Source organism: Flavonifractor sp. (assembly GCF_019422385.1).
GTDB classification, from domain to species: domain Bacteria; phylum Bacillota; class Clostridia; order Oscillospirales; family Oscillospiraceae; genus Flavonifractor; species Flavonifractor avistercoris.
On sequence record NZ_JAHZDL010000070.1, the window covers coordinates 1 to 13,766 of the forward strand.

At 67.7% G+C, this 13,766-nt stretch carries 14 protein-coding genes and 1 pseudogene; 6 read left to right on the top strand and 9 right to left on the bottom strand.

The window, feature by feature from the left end:
• From QZ378_RS09575 to QZ378_RS09600, 6 genes and pseudogenes are all read right to left on the bottom strand, one after another.
• Positions 1–306 (bottom strand): annotated as a pseudogene (locus QZ378_RS09575) (F0F1 ATP synthase subunit alpha); the annotation flags it as partial.
• The gene (atpH, locus tag QZ378_RS09580) at positions 303–827 is read right to left on the bottom strand and encodes an ATP synthase F1 subunit delta (RefSeq protein ID WP_291258102.1); all 525 of its coding nucleotides are present in this window, start codon (positions 825–827) and stop codon (positions 303–305) included. The pseudogene QZ378_RS09575 and the gene atpH, both read right to left, overlap by 4 nt.
• Positions 820–1,311: a F0F1 ATP synthase subunit B gene (atpF, locus tag QZ378_RS09585; RefSeq protein WP_191379494.1), complete on the bottom strand. Its 492-nt coding sequence runs from the start codon at positions 1,309–1,311 to the stop codon at positions 820–822. Before atpF ends, atpH begins: the two co-directional genes overlap by 8 nt.
• Positions 1,312–1,325: 14 nt before the next feature.
• Positions 1,326–1,544 (bottom strand): ATP synthase F0 subunit C, encoded by a 219-nt coding sequence (gene atpE / locus QZ378_RS09590; protein ID WP_087240142.1) that lies wholly within the window; start codon positions 1,542–1,544, stop codon positions 1,326–1,328.
• Between the two features lie 37 nt (positions 1,545–1,581).
• A complete protein-coding gene (locus QZ378_RS09595) occupies positions 1,582–2,277 on the bottom strand; it encodes a F0F1 ATP synthase subunit A (RefSeq protein ID WP_191379517.1) in 696 nt (231 codons plus the stop codon).
• 94 nt (positions 2,278–2,371) lie between these two features.
• On the bottom strand, positions 2,372–2,854 hold the full coding sequence (locus tag QZ378_RS09600; protein ID WP_191529413.1) for a DUF2798 domain-containing protein: 483 nt from the start codon (positions 2,852–2,854) through the stop codon (positions 2,372–2,374).
• 216 nt (positions 2,855–3,070) lie between these two features.
• On the opposite strand from QZ378_RS09600, the gene QZ378_RS09605 reads away from it, so the two are divergent.
• The 4 genes from QZ378_RS09605 (at position 3,071) to QZ378_RS09620 (ending at position 6,846) form a co-directional block, all read left to right on the top strand.
• The gene (locus tag QZ378_RS09605) at positions 3,071–4,684 is read left to right on the top strand and encodes a sensor histidine kinase (protein ID WP_291258103.1); all 1,614 of its coding nucleotides are present in this window, start codon (positions 3,071–3,073) and stop codon (positions 4,682–4,684) included.
• Positions 4,685–4,689: 5 nt separating this feature from the next.
• Positions 4,690–5,367 carry a response regulator gene (locus QZ378_RS09610; RefSeq protein ID WP_291258104.1) on the top strand — a complete coding sequence of 226 codons (678 nt, stop codon included), beginning with the start codon at positions 4,690–4,692 and terminating at the stop codon, positions 5,365–5,367.
• A gap of 65 nt (positions 5,368–5,432) precedes the next feature.
• Positions 5,433–6,266, top strand: coding sequence for a fumarate hydratase (locus QZ378_RS09615; RefSeq protein ID WP_291258105.1), 834 nt, complete (start codon positions 5,433–5,435; stop codon positions 6,264–6,266).
• Position 6,267: 1 nt separating this feature from the next.
• Positions 6,268–6,846 carry a Fe-S-containing hydro-lyase gene (locus QZ378_RS09620; RefSeq protein WP_291258106.1) on the top strand — a complete coding sequence of 193 codons (579 nt, stop codon included), beginning with the start codon at positions 6,268–6,270 and terminating at the stop codon, positions 6,844–6,846.
• 75 nt (positions 6,847–6,921) lie between these two features.
• Here QZ378_RS09620 and QZ378_RS09625 read toward each other — a convergent pair whose 3' ends face one another.
• Together QZ378_RS09625 and QZ378_RS09630 are read right to left on the bottom strand one after the other, a co-directional pair.
• A complete protein-coding gene (locus tag QZ378_RS09625) occupies positions 6,922–8,019 on the bottom strand; it encodes an RNA polymerase subunit sigma-70 (RefSeq protein WP_291258107.1) in 1,098 nt (365 codons plus the stop codon).
• A complete protein-coding gene (locus QZ378_RS09630) occupies positions 8,016–8,486 on the bottom strand; it encodes a sigma-70 family RNA polymerase sigma factor (RefSeq protein ID WP_291258108.1) in 471 nt (156 codons plus the stop codon). The genes QZ378_RS09625 and QZ378_RS09630 overlap by 4 nt, the downstream gene beginning before the upstream one ends.
• A 669-nt stretch (positions 8,487–9,155) precedes the next feature.
• Between QZ378_RS09630 and QZ378_RS09635 the strand changes: the two genes are divergently transcribed.
• Together QZ378_RS09635 and tsaA are read left to right on the top strand one after the other, a co-directional pair.
• On the top strand, positions 9,156–11,789 hold the full coding sequence (locus QZ378_RS09635) for a translation factor GTPase family protein (protein ID WP_291258109.1): 2,634 nt from the start codon (positions 9,156–9,158) through the stop codon (positions 11,787–11,789).
• Complete coding sequence (gene tsaA, locus QZ378_RS09640) at positions 11,786–12,475, top strand: tRNA (N6-threonylcarbamoyladenosine(37)-N6)-methyltransferase TrmO (RefSeq protein WP_291258110.1); 690 nt, start codon at positions 11,786–11,788, stop codon at positions 12,473–12,475. The genes QZ378_RS09635 and tsaA overlap by 4 nt, the downstream gene beginning before the upstream one ends.
• Positions 12,476–12,737: 262 nt before the next feature.
• Here the strand turns inward: tsaA and QZ378_RS09645 are convergent, their stop codons facing one another.
• On the bottom strand, positions 12,738–13,610 hold the full coding sequence (locus QZ378_RS09645; RefSeq protein ID WP_291258111.1) for a MetQ/NlpA family ABC transporter substrate-binding protein: 873 nt from the start codon (positions 13,608–13,610) through the stop codon (positions 12,738–12,740).
• Positions 13,611–13,766: the final 156 nt, after the last annotated feature.

Sequence of the window (13,766 nt, forward strand, 5' to 3'; positions counted from 1 at the left end):
GTCGCCCACGGGCACGTCGGCGGCCCGGCCGGTGCGGCGCACCACGGTGCCCTCCTTCACGCCGGCCTCGCTGCCCAGCAGCACCACGCCCACGCTGTCCCGGGACAGGTTCATCACCATGCCCGTCACGCCGGTGTCCAGCTCCACCAGCTCGCCGTACACCGCCTTGTCCAGGCCGTAGACGGTGGCGATGCCGTCGCCCACCTCCAGGACGGTGCCGGTCTCGTCCCGGCGGACTTTGGTATCGTAATCGGAGATCTCCTCCCGCAGGATGGAGACAATCTCCTCCGGTCTGGTCTTTGTCATGCCATTCGCCTCTCTTCCAGCTGCCGCCCCAGGCGGCGCAGCGCCCCCCGGACGCTCTTGTCATAGGTGACGCCCTCGATGTCCAGGGTGAAGCCCCCCAGCAGCGCCGGCTCCACCCGGACGTCGAACTGGATGTCCTTCTTGTGGTGGAGCCGGCACAGGGCGGTGCGGAGCTTGTTCAGCTCCTCCTCCCCGGGGGCCCGGGCGCAGGTGATCACGCACCGGGCGCAGCCCCGGTCGGCCAGGGCCGCGCCGTGGAAATCCTCCAGGATCGCGGGCAGCAGGGCCATGCGGCCCTTGGAGGCCAGCAGGCGGTAGAACCGCAGCAGCAGGCCGTGGCCGTCCAGGGCGGGCAGCCGGGCCAGCACCCGGCCCTTCGCCTCCGGCTCCACCGCCGGGGAGGTCAGCGCCTCCCACAGCGCGGCGTCCCCCATCAGGGCCCCTGCGGTCTCCCGCAGGCCGTCCTCGTCGGGGCACACCTGATAGAGGGCCTGGGCGTAGCGGCGGGTCAGCTCACTCATGGGGCTCACCCACTTCCGCCAGGAAGGCGTCCACCAGGGCCCGGTCGCTGTCCGCGTTCAGGGCGGTCTGGGCCGCCTTGGCGGCGGCCAGCAGGGCCAGGGAGGCCACCTCGTTCCGGGCGCCCCGGAGCATGTTCTCCCGCTCGGTGGCGAGCCGGCTCTCCGCCTCGGCCTGCACCCGCCGGGCGTCGTCCTCGGCCTGGGCCAGCCTGGCCTCGTAGGCCCGCTGCCCCCGGTTCTGGGCCTCGGCCACGATCTTGGCGGCCTCCTGCCGGGCGTCGGTGAGCCTGCCCTCGTACTCGTCCCGGAGGGCCTGGGCCTGCTGGTGCTTGGCCTCAGCGGAGGAGATCTCCTCCTGCACCAGCTTGGCCCGCTGCTCCAGCACGGCGTTGATCCGGCCGAAGAGGAGCTTGCGCAGGATGAAGTAGAGCACCAGCAGGTTGAGTATGGTAAAGAAAATGGTGGAGGGGCTGAATTCCAGCACTGGGGCCGCCCCCTTTAACCCACGAAGATGATCAGCAGCGCGGTGATGAAGCCGAAGATGGCGGTACCCTCGGCCAGGGCGCAGCCCAGCAGCAGGGCGCTGTTGATCTTGCCGGAGGCCTCGGGCTGGCGGGCGATGGCCTCGCTGGCCTTGCCGGTGGCGAAGCCGATGCCGATGCCGGCGCCGATGCCGGTGAAGACGGCGATAGCCGCAGCGATGATAGCGATGTTCATAGTGATTTCCTCCTCAGATTTCTTTGCTCGGTGGGATTTACTCCTCTTCCTTGATGCCCTCGCCGGTGAAGAGCGTGGTGAGGAACACAAAGACCACGGTCTGGATCAGGCCGTCGAACAGGTCGAAGTAGATACTGAACACGGCGGGCAGCACCGCCGGCGCCACGAACTTGAGCATCTCCATGATGATGTAGGCGCCCAGGATGTTGCCGAACAGACGCATGCACAGGGCCAGGGGCCGGATGACCACCTCCATCAGGTTGATGGGCAGCAGCAGGGGCATGGGCTCTGCAAACTTTTTCAGCCCGCCCAGCAGCCCGTTGTACCGGAACTGGGCCCCGTAGATGAGCAGCATGCTCAGCACCGCCAGGGCGGTGGTGACGCTGATGTCCTTGGTGGGGGGCGTCAGGCCGAAGATGCCGATGAGGTTGGACAGGCCGATGTACAGGGCCACGGTGCCCAGCCAGGGGGCGAAGGGCCGCCAGCGGCTGCCGATGTTGGTCTTGACAAAGCCGTTGAGGAACTGCACCGCCCACTCCAGCGCGGCCTGCACCCTGCCGGGGCTGCGCACGCTCAGCTTCCGGGTCAGCACCAGGGAGAGCACCGTCAGCAGCGCCATGATGATCCACGACACCACCACCGAGTCGGCCACCGGGATGCCGCCCAGCACCGGGATGGTGAAGGCGGTCTTGTTGCCCAGCTCACTGACCAGAGATTCCTTGAATGCTTCCAGCAAACACACATCACCTCGATTTCGCGTGGGCTATCCTACGCCCCTTTGCCGGATTTGGGAAGCCTTTCGAAAGTAAAAAAACTTTCGAAAACACTCACGCCGCAACCGTGCCCTCGGGGAAGACGGCGCGGAACACCTTCCGCACCAGCGGGCCGGCAATGAGCAGCTGGAAGGGCAGGGCCATGATAAAATTGCGGGGGATGTTGACCAGCCACGCCAGGGGCACGCTGCCCCAGGCGCCGGTGTGCACCGCCCCCTCGCAGGCGCCGTACAGGCTCATGAGCAGCACCATGGGCACCACCATGCAGCAGGAGATGCAGAGCACCTTTTTCAACGCGCTGTCCCGGGGCCTGACCAGGAAGCGGAAGGCGAAGCCCTTGGCCAGCCGGGACACCAGGAACCAGTCGCAGCACATGGCGAACACATAGGCGAAGGGGAAGCCCAGCCACCCGGCGGTGAGTGCCGGCAGGCCCGGTCCGCCGTGCCGGAGGGCCGCGTTGTAAAGGCTCATCCACAGCACCATGACAAAGCACATCAGCACCGTGTAGATCAGACTCTCTCGTTTGTTCTGGGGCATGGTAAACTCCCCTTTCTCTCCGCCGCTGGGGCGAACGGAGATGACCATAGCACATACTGCGGCGGCTTCGTAATTGTGAGATGCGCCGAAAGGTTACCCTAAATTCTGGAAAATAACTGTGCAGCCCTGCCGACGGGGGCGATCCCGCCCTTGCGGCGGGGCCGGCGGTGGAGTATACTAGACCCACACGGAATTCCGGAGGAAGGAGGCGCCCCCATGTCCAAGCAGGCCCGCAGCTCCATCCGCGCCCAGCTCCTGCGGCTGAGCCTGGCCATTGTGGCCGTTTCGGTGGCCATCACCCTGGCGGGAACCCTCTTTGTCACCCTGCAGGGGGAGCAGACCGCCCTGGACAACAACCTGGTCAACTCCGCCTCGGTGCTCTCCCAGTCCCCGCTGCTGCGCCAGGCCCTGGAGGGGGAGGCGTCCCGGGCGGAGCTGGCGGAGTTCCTGGACGCGGCCACGGCCAACACCTCCGACATCGATCTGATCCTGGTGGGGGACACGCAGAACATCCTCCGCTATGCCCCCGACTCCGCCATGGTGGGGCGTAGCTACCCCGGCGACGCCCAGTACCGGGCCCTGGCGGGGGAGGGGCCCTACACCTCCAACGAGACCGGCCCCCTGGGCTCGGAGCACTCGGCCTATGCCCCCATCCGGAACCGGGAGGGGCAGGTCATCGGCTACGTGGTGGTGGGGCTCTACCTGCGCTCCCTGGCCAGCGTCACCCTGTCCACCGTGCTGCGGGTGCTGGCCATGGGGGCGCTGGCGGCGGGGGTGGCCGCCCTGCTGGCCCAGCGGCTGTCCCGCCGCATCAAGACCGCCCTGCTGGGCTATGAGCCCGATGCCTTCGCCCGCCGGTTTCTCCAGCGGGAGGACATCCTGGAGGCCCTGGAGGAGGGCATCCTGGCCATTGACAAGGAGGCCCGGGTGATCTTCTTCAACGCCGCCGCCGCCCAGATGCTCTCCCTGAAGCCGGACGCCGTGGGCAGGCCCCTCCGCGCGGTCTACCCCGCCTCCACCCTGGATCGGATCCTGCGCACCGGGGTGCCGGAGTACAACGTGAGCATGAAGTCCCTGCGGGAGGTGCAGATCCTCTCCGACCGGGTGCCCATCTACGAGGACGGGAAGCTGGCCGGGGCGGTGGGGATCTTCCGCAACCGCACCGAGGTGGCCCGCCTGGCCGACGATCTCACCGGCGTGCGCCACATGGTGGACGCCATGCGGGCCTACACCCATGAGTTCATGAACAAGCTCCACGTGATCCTGGGCCTGCTCCAGATCGGGGAGCCGGAGAAGGCCCAGGCCTACATCATGGACACCACCCGCACCCAGCGGGAGGCGGTGAGCCGCATCATGCACCAGATCCGGGAGCCGTCGGTGGCCGCCCTGCTGGTGGGCAAGACCAGCCGGGCCGCCGAGCTGGGCATCTCCCTCACCCTGGATCGGGAGAGCGCCCTGTCCGCCGACAGCGCCTGGCTGTCCCCCGACGCCTACGTCACCGTGCTGGGCAACCTGATCGAGAACGCCATTGAGGCCCTGAACCAGTCCCGGCGGGTGGACAAGTCCATCTCCGTCAGCATCCGGGAGGGGGCGGACAGCCTGCTGCTGTGCGTGGAGGACACCGGCCCCGGCATCCCCGCCGGCATGCGGCGGAAGCTCTTCCAGCGGGGTACCTCCACCAAGGGGGCCGGCCGGGGCACCGGCCTGTCCCTGGTGCGGGAGGTGGTGGACGCCTACCGGGGCCAGATCCGGGTGGAGTCGGAGCAGGGGGTGGGCACCTCCATTTTCGTCAGCTTCCGCCGGGAGAAGCCCCCGGCGGCCAAGGAGTGAGTGACATGTACCGCGTTGTAATCGTGGAGGACGACCCCATGGTGGCCCTGCTGGACCGCACCTATGTGGAGCGGGATCCCCGCTTCCGGGTGGTTCAGACCTTCCAGGACGGCCGCGCCGCCCTGGAGTGGCTGGAGCAGAACCCGGCGGAGCTGGCGGTGCTGGACGTATACATGCCCCTGCTCACCGGGGCGGAGCTGCTGCGGGAGCTGCGGAGGCGGGGCATCGGCATCGACGCGGTCATGGTCACCGCCGCCAACGACGGCGCCACCGTGGACACCCTGCTGAAAATGGGGGTGGTGGACTACCTGGTGAAGCCCTTCACCGTGGAGCGGTTCCAGCAGGCCCTGGACACCTTCTGCCGCCACCGGGAGGCGGTGGCGGGGGAGACGGTGGCGCAGAGCGCTCTGGACAGGCTCTTCTCCTCCGCCCCGGCGGGGGAGCGGCAGATCCCCAAGGGCCTCCAGGAGAGCACCCTGGAGAAGGTGCGGGCCTGCCTGCGCCAGGCACCGCCCCAGGGCCTGCCCAGCGAGGCCCTGTCCCGGGCCACCGGCCTGTCCGCCGTCACCGTCCGCCGGTACGTCAACTACCTGGTGGAGCGGGGGGAGGCCGTCAGCACCGTCAACTACGACACCGGCGGCCGGCCCTGCCGCCTCTACCGCACCGCCGGCGGGGCGGAGTGAGCCCAACCGGCCGGACAGGACAGCGCGCCCCGGGGTACACGGGGCGCGGGAAGGGAGTATGGAATATGCGTGAACTGAGCGCCGGGGCCGTCACCGAGGCGGTGGCCCGGCTGTGCATCCGGGCCAACACCCATCTGACAGAGGATGTGACGCAGGCCATCGCCGCCGCCCGGGAGGCGGAGGACTGGCCGGCGGCCCGGGAGATCCTGGACCGCATCCTGGAAAACGACGCCATCGGGGGCGGCACCCCCATCTGCCAGGACACGGGCATGGCCTGCGTGTTTCTGGAGGTGGGGCAGGACGTCCACATCACCGGGGATCTCCGGGCGGCGGTGGACGAGGGGGTGCGCCGGGGCTACGCCGACGGGTACCTGCGCAAGTCGGTGGTGGCCGACCCCCTGGATCGGGTGAACACCGGGGACAACACCCCCGCCATGCTCCACGTGGAGCTGGTACCCGGCGACCGGATCAAAATCACCGTGGCCCCCAAGGGCTTCGGCAGCGAGAACATGAGCCGCATCGCCATGCTCCGCCCCTCCGACGGGGTGGAGGGGGTCAAGCAGTTTATCCTGGACACGGTGGAGCAGGCCGGCCCCAACCCCTGCCCGCCCATCGTGGTGGGGGTGGGCATCGGCGGCACCTTCGACCAGTGCGCCCTGCTGGCCAAGAAGGCCCTGCTGCGGGACATGGGCAGCCACCACCAAAAGCCCTTCTACGCGGAGCTGGAGTCCGAGCTGCTGGACAAAATCAACGCCCTGGGCATCGGGCCCCAGGGCTTCGGCGGCCGCACCACCGCCTTGGCGGTGCACATCGAGACCCTGCCCACCCACATCGCCGGCCTGCCCTGCGCGGTGAACATCAACTGCCACGTGGCCCGGCATCAGACGGAGGTGTTGTAGTATGGCAAGGCAAATCACCGCCCCCCTGACGAAAGAGGCCGCCGCCTCCCTGCGGGCGGGGGAGAGCGTGCTGCTGTCCGGAACCGTCTACACCGCCCGGGACGCGGCCCACAAGCGGCTGTGCGCCCTGGCGGCGGAGGGGAAGCCCATGCCCTTCCCCATCCAGGGTGCCGTGATCTACTTCGTGGGGCCCACACCCGCCCGGCCGGGGCAGGCCATCGGTTCCGCCGGGCCCACCACCAGCTACCGTATGGACGCCTACTCCCCCACCCTGCTCCGGCTGGGGCAGCTGGGTATGATCGGCAAGGGCAGGCGGGGGCCGGAGGTCATCCAGGCCATGCAGGAGACCGGCGCGGTGTACTTCGGGGCCATCGGCGGGGCGGGGGCCCTCCTCAGCCGGTGCGTCAAGTCCGCCAAGCTGGTGTGCTACGAGGATCTGGGGGCCGAGGCCGTTCGGGAGCTGGAGGTGGAGAACCTCCCCCTCACCGTGGTCATCGACAGCCAGGGCAACAACCTCTACGAGACCGGCCGGGCCGCCTATCTGGCCTGGCGGGTGGGACAGCAGCCGGAAACCAGATGAGTCCCGGCAGTGGAACGGTAAAAGAGGAAAATCCGCCGGTTTACCGGCGGATTTTCCTCTTTTGAAAAATTAGGCTCAGGACAGGGAGATGACCCAGTCCAGCTCCTTATAGACAGGGTAATACTGCCGTTCATCGCTGTCCAGCGGTCGGGTGGTGCGGGCGATGCTGTACCCCACCTGCTCCACTTCGATAGCCACGATCTCTCCCTCTGGCTCCCCCACCAGACGGAACTCGGGCAGATACTCCTCCGCTAGAGTGTACCGGCGCATATAGCCCTGATAGCGGTTGCCTTCCTCGTCGACAAACCACACCTCGGGCACAACCAGTTGGACTAGATACTCCCCAGACTCTGTCCGCTCCGGATCGAGTCGGGCGTAGAAGGCCACACTGTGCCCGTTGGCCGCTACCAGAGCGGTGACGGTGCCCTCTCCCAGTTCCCAGCTGGTCTGGAAGGAGTCCAGGGCCTGGGGCGTGTCCAGCGCAAGTGTTCCGCTCCAGAGGACCTCCCCCCAGCCGTCGCTGATGGAGTAGGCCTCCACCTCAAAGGTGTAGGGACCTGTTTGCCCCTGCGGCACCTTCATCAGACACGCCATGCTGCCGCCGTTGGCGTAGCCCTGGGGCAGATAGGTCTGGCTCAGCCACGAGAGCCAACCCTCCAGCGGGGAAAAATCCTCGACCCGCCCGGAATTCGCGACCTCTGTCAGCTCCCCTTCGGCGGTACGCACCACACAGGGCAGCTTTTCTCCGTCCGCGCCGTACACAGTCATGCGGAACTTCTGCCGGTCCCATACCCGGTCGGGCGTCTCCGACCGGGAGAGCACGTCCAAGGGGACCGTGAGCAGTCCGTCCCGCTGGTAGGCGCCTTCGATCAAGAACAGATTCTCCCTGTTTTCCATGCTGAGGGCCTCCTCCTGGATCAGCAGGGATTCCTCCTGCTCCGCCGCACCCACGCCGAAGAAATAGTGCAACACCCGCTCCGCCCCGGCGGCCAGGGCTTGATAGTTGAACAGCCCCAACACCAGACCCACACAGGCCGCCAGCGCTGCCAGCCGCCGCAGAGGGGCCCGCCGCCGGGGGCGCACGCCGCCTTCGGCGGCTTTTATGGTGCGCCCCACCAGCTCCGGCCCGGGGGACACCCGGTCAAAGAGCCTGCGATAGTCCTGTTCCGTCATACGTCTTCCGCTCCTTTCCACGCGTCCCGCAGCAGAGCCCGTCCCCGGGAGAGCTGGCTGCGGACCGTCGCCGCCCTGCGGCCCAGGAGGGCCGCGATCTCGTCGGTGGCATACCCCTCATAATAGTAGAGGTGGAGCACCGATCGGTACTTCTCCGGCAGGGCGTCCAGCAGTTCCAGCAGCTCGCCCTCCCCCTCATTTTGGGCCGGGATGGCCTCCGACAGGGCCACGGTGTGCTTGTTCCAGAAGGAGCCGCGGAGCTTCTTGCAGCAGTTGGCCGTCACCCGCAGCAGCCACGCCTTCCGGTGCTCCTCCTCCGTAAAATCGGGGGCCCTGCGCACGTAGCGGAGGAACACCTCCTGAAACACGTCGTCGGCGTCGTGGGCGCTGTGGGTCTGGGCCAGGGCCAGGCGGTACACCATGGGGCCGTACCGCTCCACCGCCGCTCTTGCCTCCTCTTGTTCCATGGCCTCTCCCCCTTTCTGCCCATAACACCCCTGAGCGGGCCGGTTTGTTGCACGGATGGCGAAAATTTTTCGATCTTCGACTTACACCGCCTGCAGGGCGCGGCATCCTTGACGCGCCGCCCGCCCCGGAACCACCGGCCCGTGGCGCGCGACGACCCCGGCGCGCGTGTCAACCGCCAGGCCCGCAGGGGCGACCTGTGGTCGCCCGCTCATGGAGGGTGCCCCCTCGCGGGGCGCGCCTGCGCGGCGGGCGTCCCCATTTCTTCCCAAAGAAATGGGGAAAAAGAAGGGGCCGGGGGAGTGCCCCCGGCGCCCCCAGTACGGAGGCTCATGGCGGCGGTGGGCTGTACGGACAGGGCAAAGACCGGGCCCGAATTGCCGCAAGTTTTTCAGGCAGTTTCGTAACGGGCGCTGCCGCGCCTTGGGTGGCACGCATCGGGATTACCCTGCAAGCCCTGATGGCTGTTACGCTGTACCGGCCTGGCCCGCCGGGCCGCCGTCGGTGCCATGCCACTGAAAAACTTTGGCGGTTGTGGTAATGATCCGTAGAGGCGGCCTGTGGTCACCCGCCGCGCAGGCGGGCCTCCGGTCAGAAATTATTTGCCCCGCACAGACGGTACATGCTATACTAGATCTGATTGTACACTCCAACGCAAAGGACTGCGATACATGGACAAACTGGTAATCGGCATCCTGGCCCACGTGGACGCGGGCAAGACCACCCTGTCCGAGGGGCTGCTCTACACCTGCGGGCGGCTGAAAAAGCTGGGGCGGGTGGACCATAAGGACGCCTTTCTGGACACGGATCCCATGGAGCGGGAGCGGGGGATCACCATCTTCTCCAAGCAGGCCATCCTCCCCCTGGAGGGGGCGGAGCTCACCTTACTGGACACCCCCGGCCACGCCGACTTCTCCGCCGAGATGGAGCGCACCCTCCAGGTGCTGGACTGCGCCATTCTGGTCATCAGCGGCACCGACGGGGTGCAGGGCCACACCCACACCCTGTGGAAGCTGCTGGAGCGGTACGGGGTGCCCACCTTTCTCTTTATCAACAAGATGGATCTGGCCGGGGCGGACAGGGACGCCCTGCTCTCCGAGCTGAAAAGCAGGCTGGACGAGGGGTGCGTGGACTTTGCCGCCCCGGCGGAGCAGATACAGGAGCAGGCCGCCGTCTGCGACGAGGACGCGCTGGAGCGCTACCTGGAGGACGGGGCCCTGGACGACGGCGCCCTCACCGCCCTGATCGCCCGGCGCAAGCTCTTCCCCTGCTGGTTCGGCTCGGCCCTGAAGCTGGAGGGGGTGGCGGAGTTCCTCCAGAGGCTGGAGCACTACGCCCCCCGGCCCCGGTACGGCCCCGACTTCGCCGCCCGGGTGTTCAAGATCTCCCGGGACAGCCAGGGGGCGCGGCTCACCTGGATGAAGATCACCGGCGGCTCTTTGAAGGTCAAGGCTCTGCTGTCCGGCCCCGGCTGGGAGGAGAAGGTGGATCAGCTCCGCATCTACTCCGGCGCCAAGTTCCAGGCAGTGGACGAGGCGGCGGCGGGGACGGTGTGCGCCGTCACCGGCCTGAGCGCCACCGCGGCCGGGGAGGGCCTGGGGGCGGAGGCGGAGGCTCTGCCCCCCGCCCTGGAGCCGGTGCTCACCTATCAGGTGGTGCTCCCCGCCGGGCAGGATCCCCACACCGCCCTCCAGAAGCTGCGGCAGTTGGAGGAGGAGGATCCCCAGCTCCACCTGGTGTGGAACGAGCGGCTGGGGGAGCTCCACGTGCAGCTCATGGGGGAGGTGCAGCTGGAGATCCTCCAGCGCCTGATCGCCGAGCGGTTCGGCATGGAGGTGTCCTTCGGCCAGGGGGGCATCGTCTACCGGGAGACCATCGCCGGGGCGGTGGAGGGCGTGGGCCACTACGAACCCCTGCGCCACTATGCCGAGGTGCACCTGCTGATGGAGCCCCTGCCCCGGGGCAGCGGGCTGGTGCTCACCTCCGCCTGCCCCCAGGACATGCTGGACATCAACTGGCAGCGGCTGGTGCTCACCCACCTGGCCGAGCGCTCCCACCCCGGGGTGCTCACCGGCTCGCCCATCACGGATATGCGTATCACCCTGGTGGCGGGGAGGGCCCACCAGAAGCACACCGAGGGGGGCGACTTCCGGCAGGCCACCTACCGGGCGGTGCGCCAGGGCCTCATGGAGGCGGAGAGCATTCTGCTGGAGCCCTGGTACAATTTCCGGCTGGAGGTGCCTGCCGAACAGGTGGGCCGGGCCCTGTCCGACCTGCAGCGGATGCACGGCCGGGTGGAGCCGCCGGAGACGGCGGGGGACATGGCGGTGCTCACCGGCTCCGCCCCGGTGGAACAGCTGCGGGACTACGGCCGGGAGGTGGCCGCCTACACCCGGGGCCGGGGACGGCTGTCCTGCACCAGCGGGGGGTACGCCCCCTGTCACAACCAGGACGAGGTGGTGGCCGCCATGGGCTACGACCCGGAGCGGGACGTGGAGAACCCGCCCGGCTCGGTGTTCTGCGCCCACGGGGCGGGGTACAACGTGAAGTGGGACGAGGTGAAGGCCCACGCCCATGTGGACAGCGGCCTCCGCCTGGGGGAGGAGCCTCCGGAGGAGGAGGCCGCCCCGCCCCGGCCCCGGCCCCAGTCCTACGCCGGGTCGCTGGAGCAGGACAAGGAGCTCCAGGCCATCTTCGAGCGCACCTACGGAAAAGTGGAGCGTAACGCCTTCCGCCCACAGCCCAGGCCCGCCCGCACCAGCCTGGACGACAAGAAGTACAGCATCAAGGCCCAGGACAGGGGGCCGGAGTACCTGCTGGTGGACGGGTACAACATCGTCTTTGCCTGGGACGAGCTGAAGGAAGTGGCCAGGGAGAACCTGGACGCGGCCCGGCAGATGCTGATGGACATTCTGAGCAACTACCAGGGCTTCAAAAAGAACGTGGTGATCCTGGTGTTCGACGCCTACAAGGTGCCCCGAAACGTCCAGGACGTCACCCGCTACCACAACATCTATGTGGTGTACACCAAGGAGGCGGAGACGGCGGACGCCTACATCGAGCGGGCCACCTACGAGATCGGGAGGCACCACCGGGTGCGGGTGGCCACCTCCGACGGGGCGGAGCAGCTGATCATCCTGGGCCACGGGGCCCTGCGCCTGTCCGCCTCCACCTTCAGGGCTGAGGTGGAGCAGGTCACCGGCCAGATTGCCGCCATCCTCAAGGCCAACAACCGCGCCGCCCCCTCCAAGGCGGTGGCCGCCGCCCTGGAAAAGGCGAAGCGGAAGCAGGAGGGAACGCCATGATCCCCATGGAAATCATCGCCCGCATCCGCAGCGACTTTCCCACCAAGTTCGGCATACCCCGGCAGAGCGGCCTGGTGGAGGAGCTGCGGGCCCGGGTGGTCTTTGAGCCGGAGTACCGCAATCCCGACGCCCTGCGGGGGCTGGAGGACTTCTCCCACATCTGGCTGATCTGGCAGTTCTCCCAGGCGGTGCGGGAGGGCTGGTCTCCCACCGTCCGGCCCCCCCGGCTGGGGGGCAACGCCCGCATGGGGGTGTTCGCCACCCGCTCCCCCTTCCGGCCCAACCCCGTCGGCCTGTCCTGCGTGCGCCTGCTGGGCATCGAGCGGGATCCGGAGCTGGGCCACGTGCTGGTGGTGGCGGGGGCGGATCTCATGGACTCCACCCCCATCCTGGACATCAAGCCCTACGTGCCCTACGCCGACTGCCATCCCGAGGCCAGCGGCGGCTTCACCGGCAACACCGGCGGAAGGACGCTGGCGGTAGACTTCCCGGCGGCGCTGCTGGAGCGGGTGCCGGCGGACAAGCGTGGGGCCCTCACAGGGGTGCTGGCCCGGGATCCCCGGCCCTCCTACCAGCACGATCCGGCGCGGGTGTACGGCCTGGACTTCGCCGGGGTGAATGTCCGCTTCACCGTGGAGGGGGGCACCCTCACCGTCCGGTCGGTGGAGCCCCTGCCGCAGCCATAACGCTTTATGGGCCTCGGGCATGTTTGAAACATGTCAACATGCCCAATCGGCGGGCCTTTTGCCCCCTGGACGGCGCAATTTTTCCTTGAAATCCGTCAGGATTCCTGCGAAAAAATTGCTTGCCAGCGGCCCAAAATCCTTCGCCGCTGGACACATCGCCAATTTTCAAACAAGCCCTAGGCGCGCCGCAAGCACGAACAGAGGCAAAACAGCGCCCGGCACACCGATGTGTGCCGGGCGCTGTCTGTTTTCCGGATGCTTTTTAGAACACGGCGACCACGGCGCCGTTGTAGTTCTCCTCAATATAGGCCTTGACCTCGTCGCTGCACAGGGCGGCGGCCAGGGCCTGGATGGCGGGGTCAGTCTCCCGGCCCTCCTTGACGGCCAGCACGTTGACGTAGGCCTGGGCGGCCTCGCCGTCGGCGGACTCGGTGGCCAGGGCATCGTCCATGGACAGGCCGGCGTCAATGGCGTAGTTGCCGTTGATCACAGCCATGTCCAGATCGGCCAGGCGGAGGGGCAGCTGGGCGGCCTCCATCTCAGAGAACTGGAGGTTCTTGGGGTTGTCCACGATGTCGTTGATGGTGGCGGTGATGCCGGCGCCCTCCCGCAGGGTGATCAGGCCCTCCTGCTGGAGCACCAGCAGGGCCCGGGCCTCGTTGGTGGCGTCGTTGGGCACGCCGATGAGGGCGCCGTCGGGCAGCTCGTCCAGGCTGGACACCTTGCCGGCATACAGGCTCATGGGCTCGTAGTGAACCTCGGCGGCGCTGACCAGGTGGGTGCCGTTCTGATCATTGAAGTCGTTCATGTAGGTGATGTGCTGGAAGTAGTTGGCGTCCAGGGAGCCGTCCTCCACGGCGTTGTTGGGCTGGACGTAGTCGTTGTACTGGACGATCTCCAGGGTGATGCCCTGCTCAGCCAGGATGGGCACCACGACCTCCAGGATCTCGGCGTGGGGGGCGGGGGTGGCGCCCACCTTCAGGGTGGTGCCCTCCAGGGAGCCGGTCTCGGTGGAGGCGGCGGGGCTCTCGGAGTTTCCGGCAGGGGTCTGGGAGGTGCCGGTGCCGCCGCCGCAGCCGGCCAGCAGGCCGACGGCCAGAGCGCCGGACAGGAGCAGAGAGACGAGCTTCTTCATGTTGCATTTCTCCTTTTCATGTTCCTCGTGTGAGGTGGTTTTCCCAAATCAGAGCACAAAAAAACGCCCTTGAATCAATTTCAAGGACGAGAGCTTTCCGCTTCGTGGTACCACCTTGCTTCACCCCTGCCTCACGACAGGGGCCTTATGGAGTAC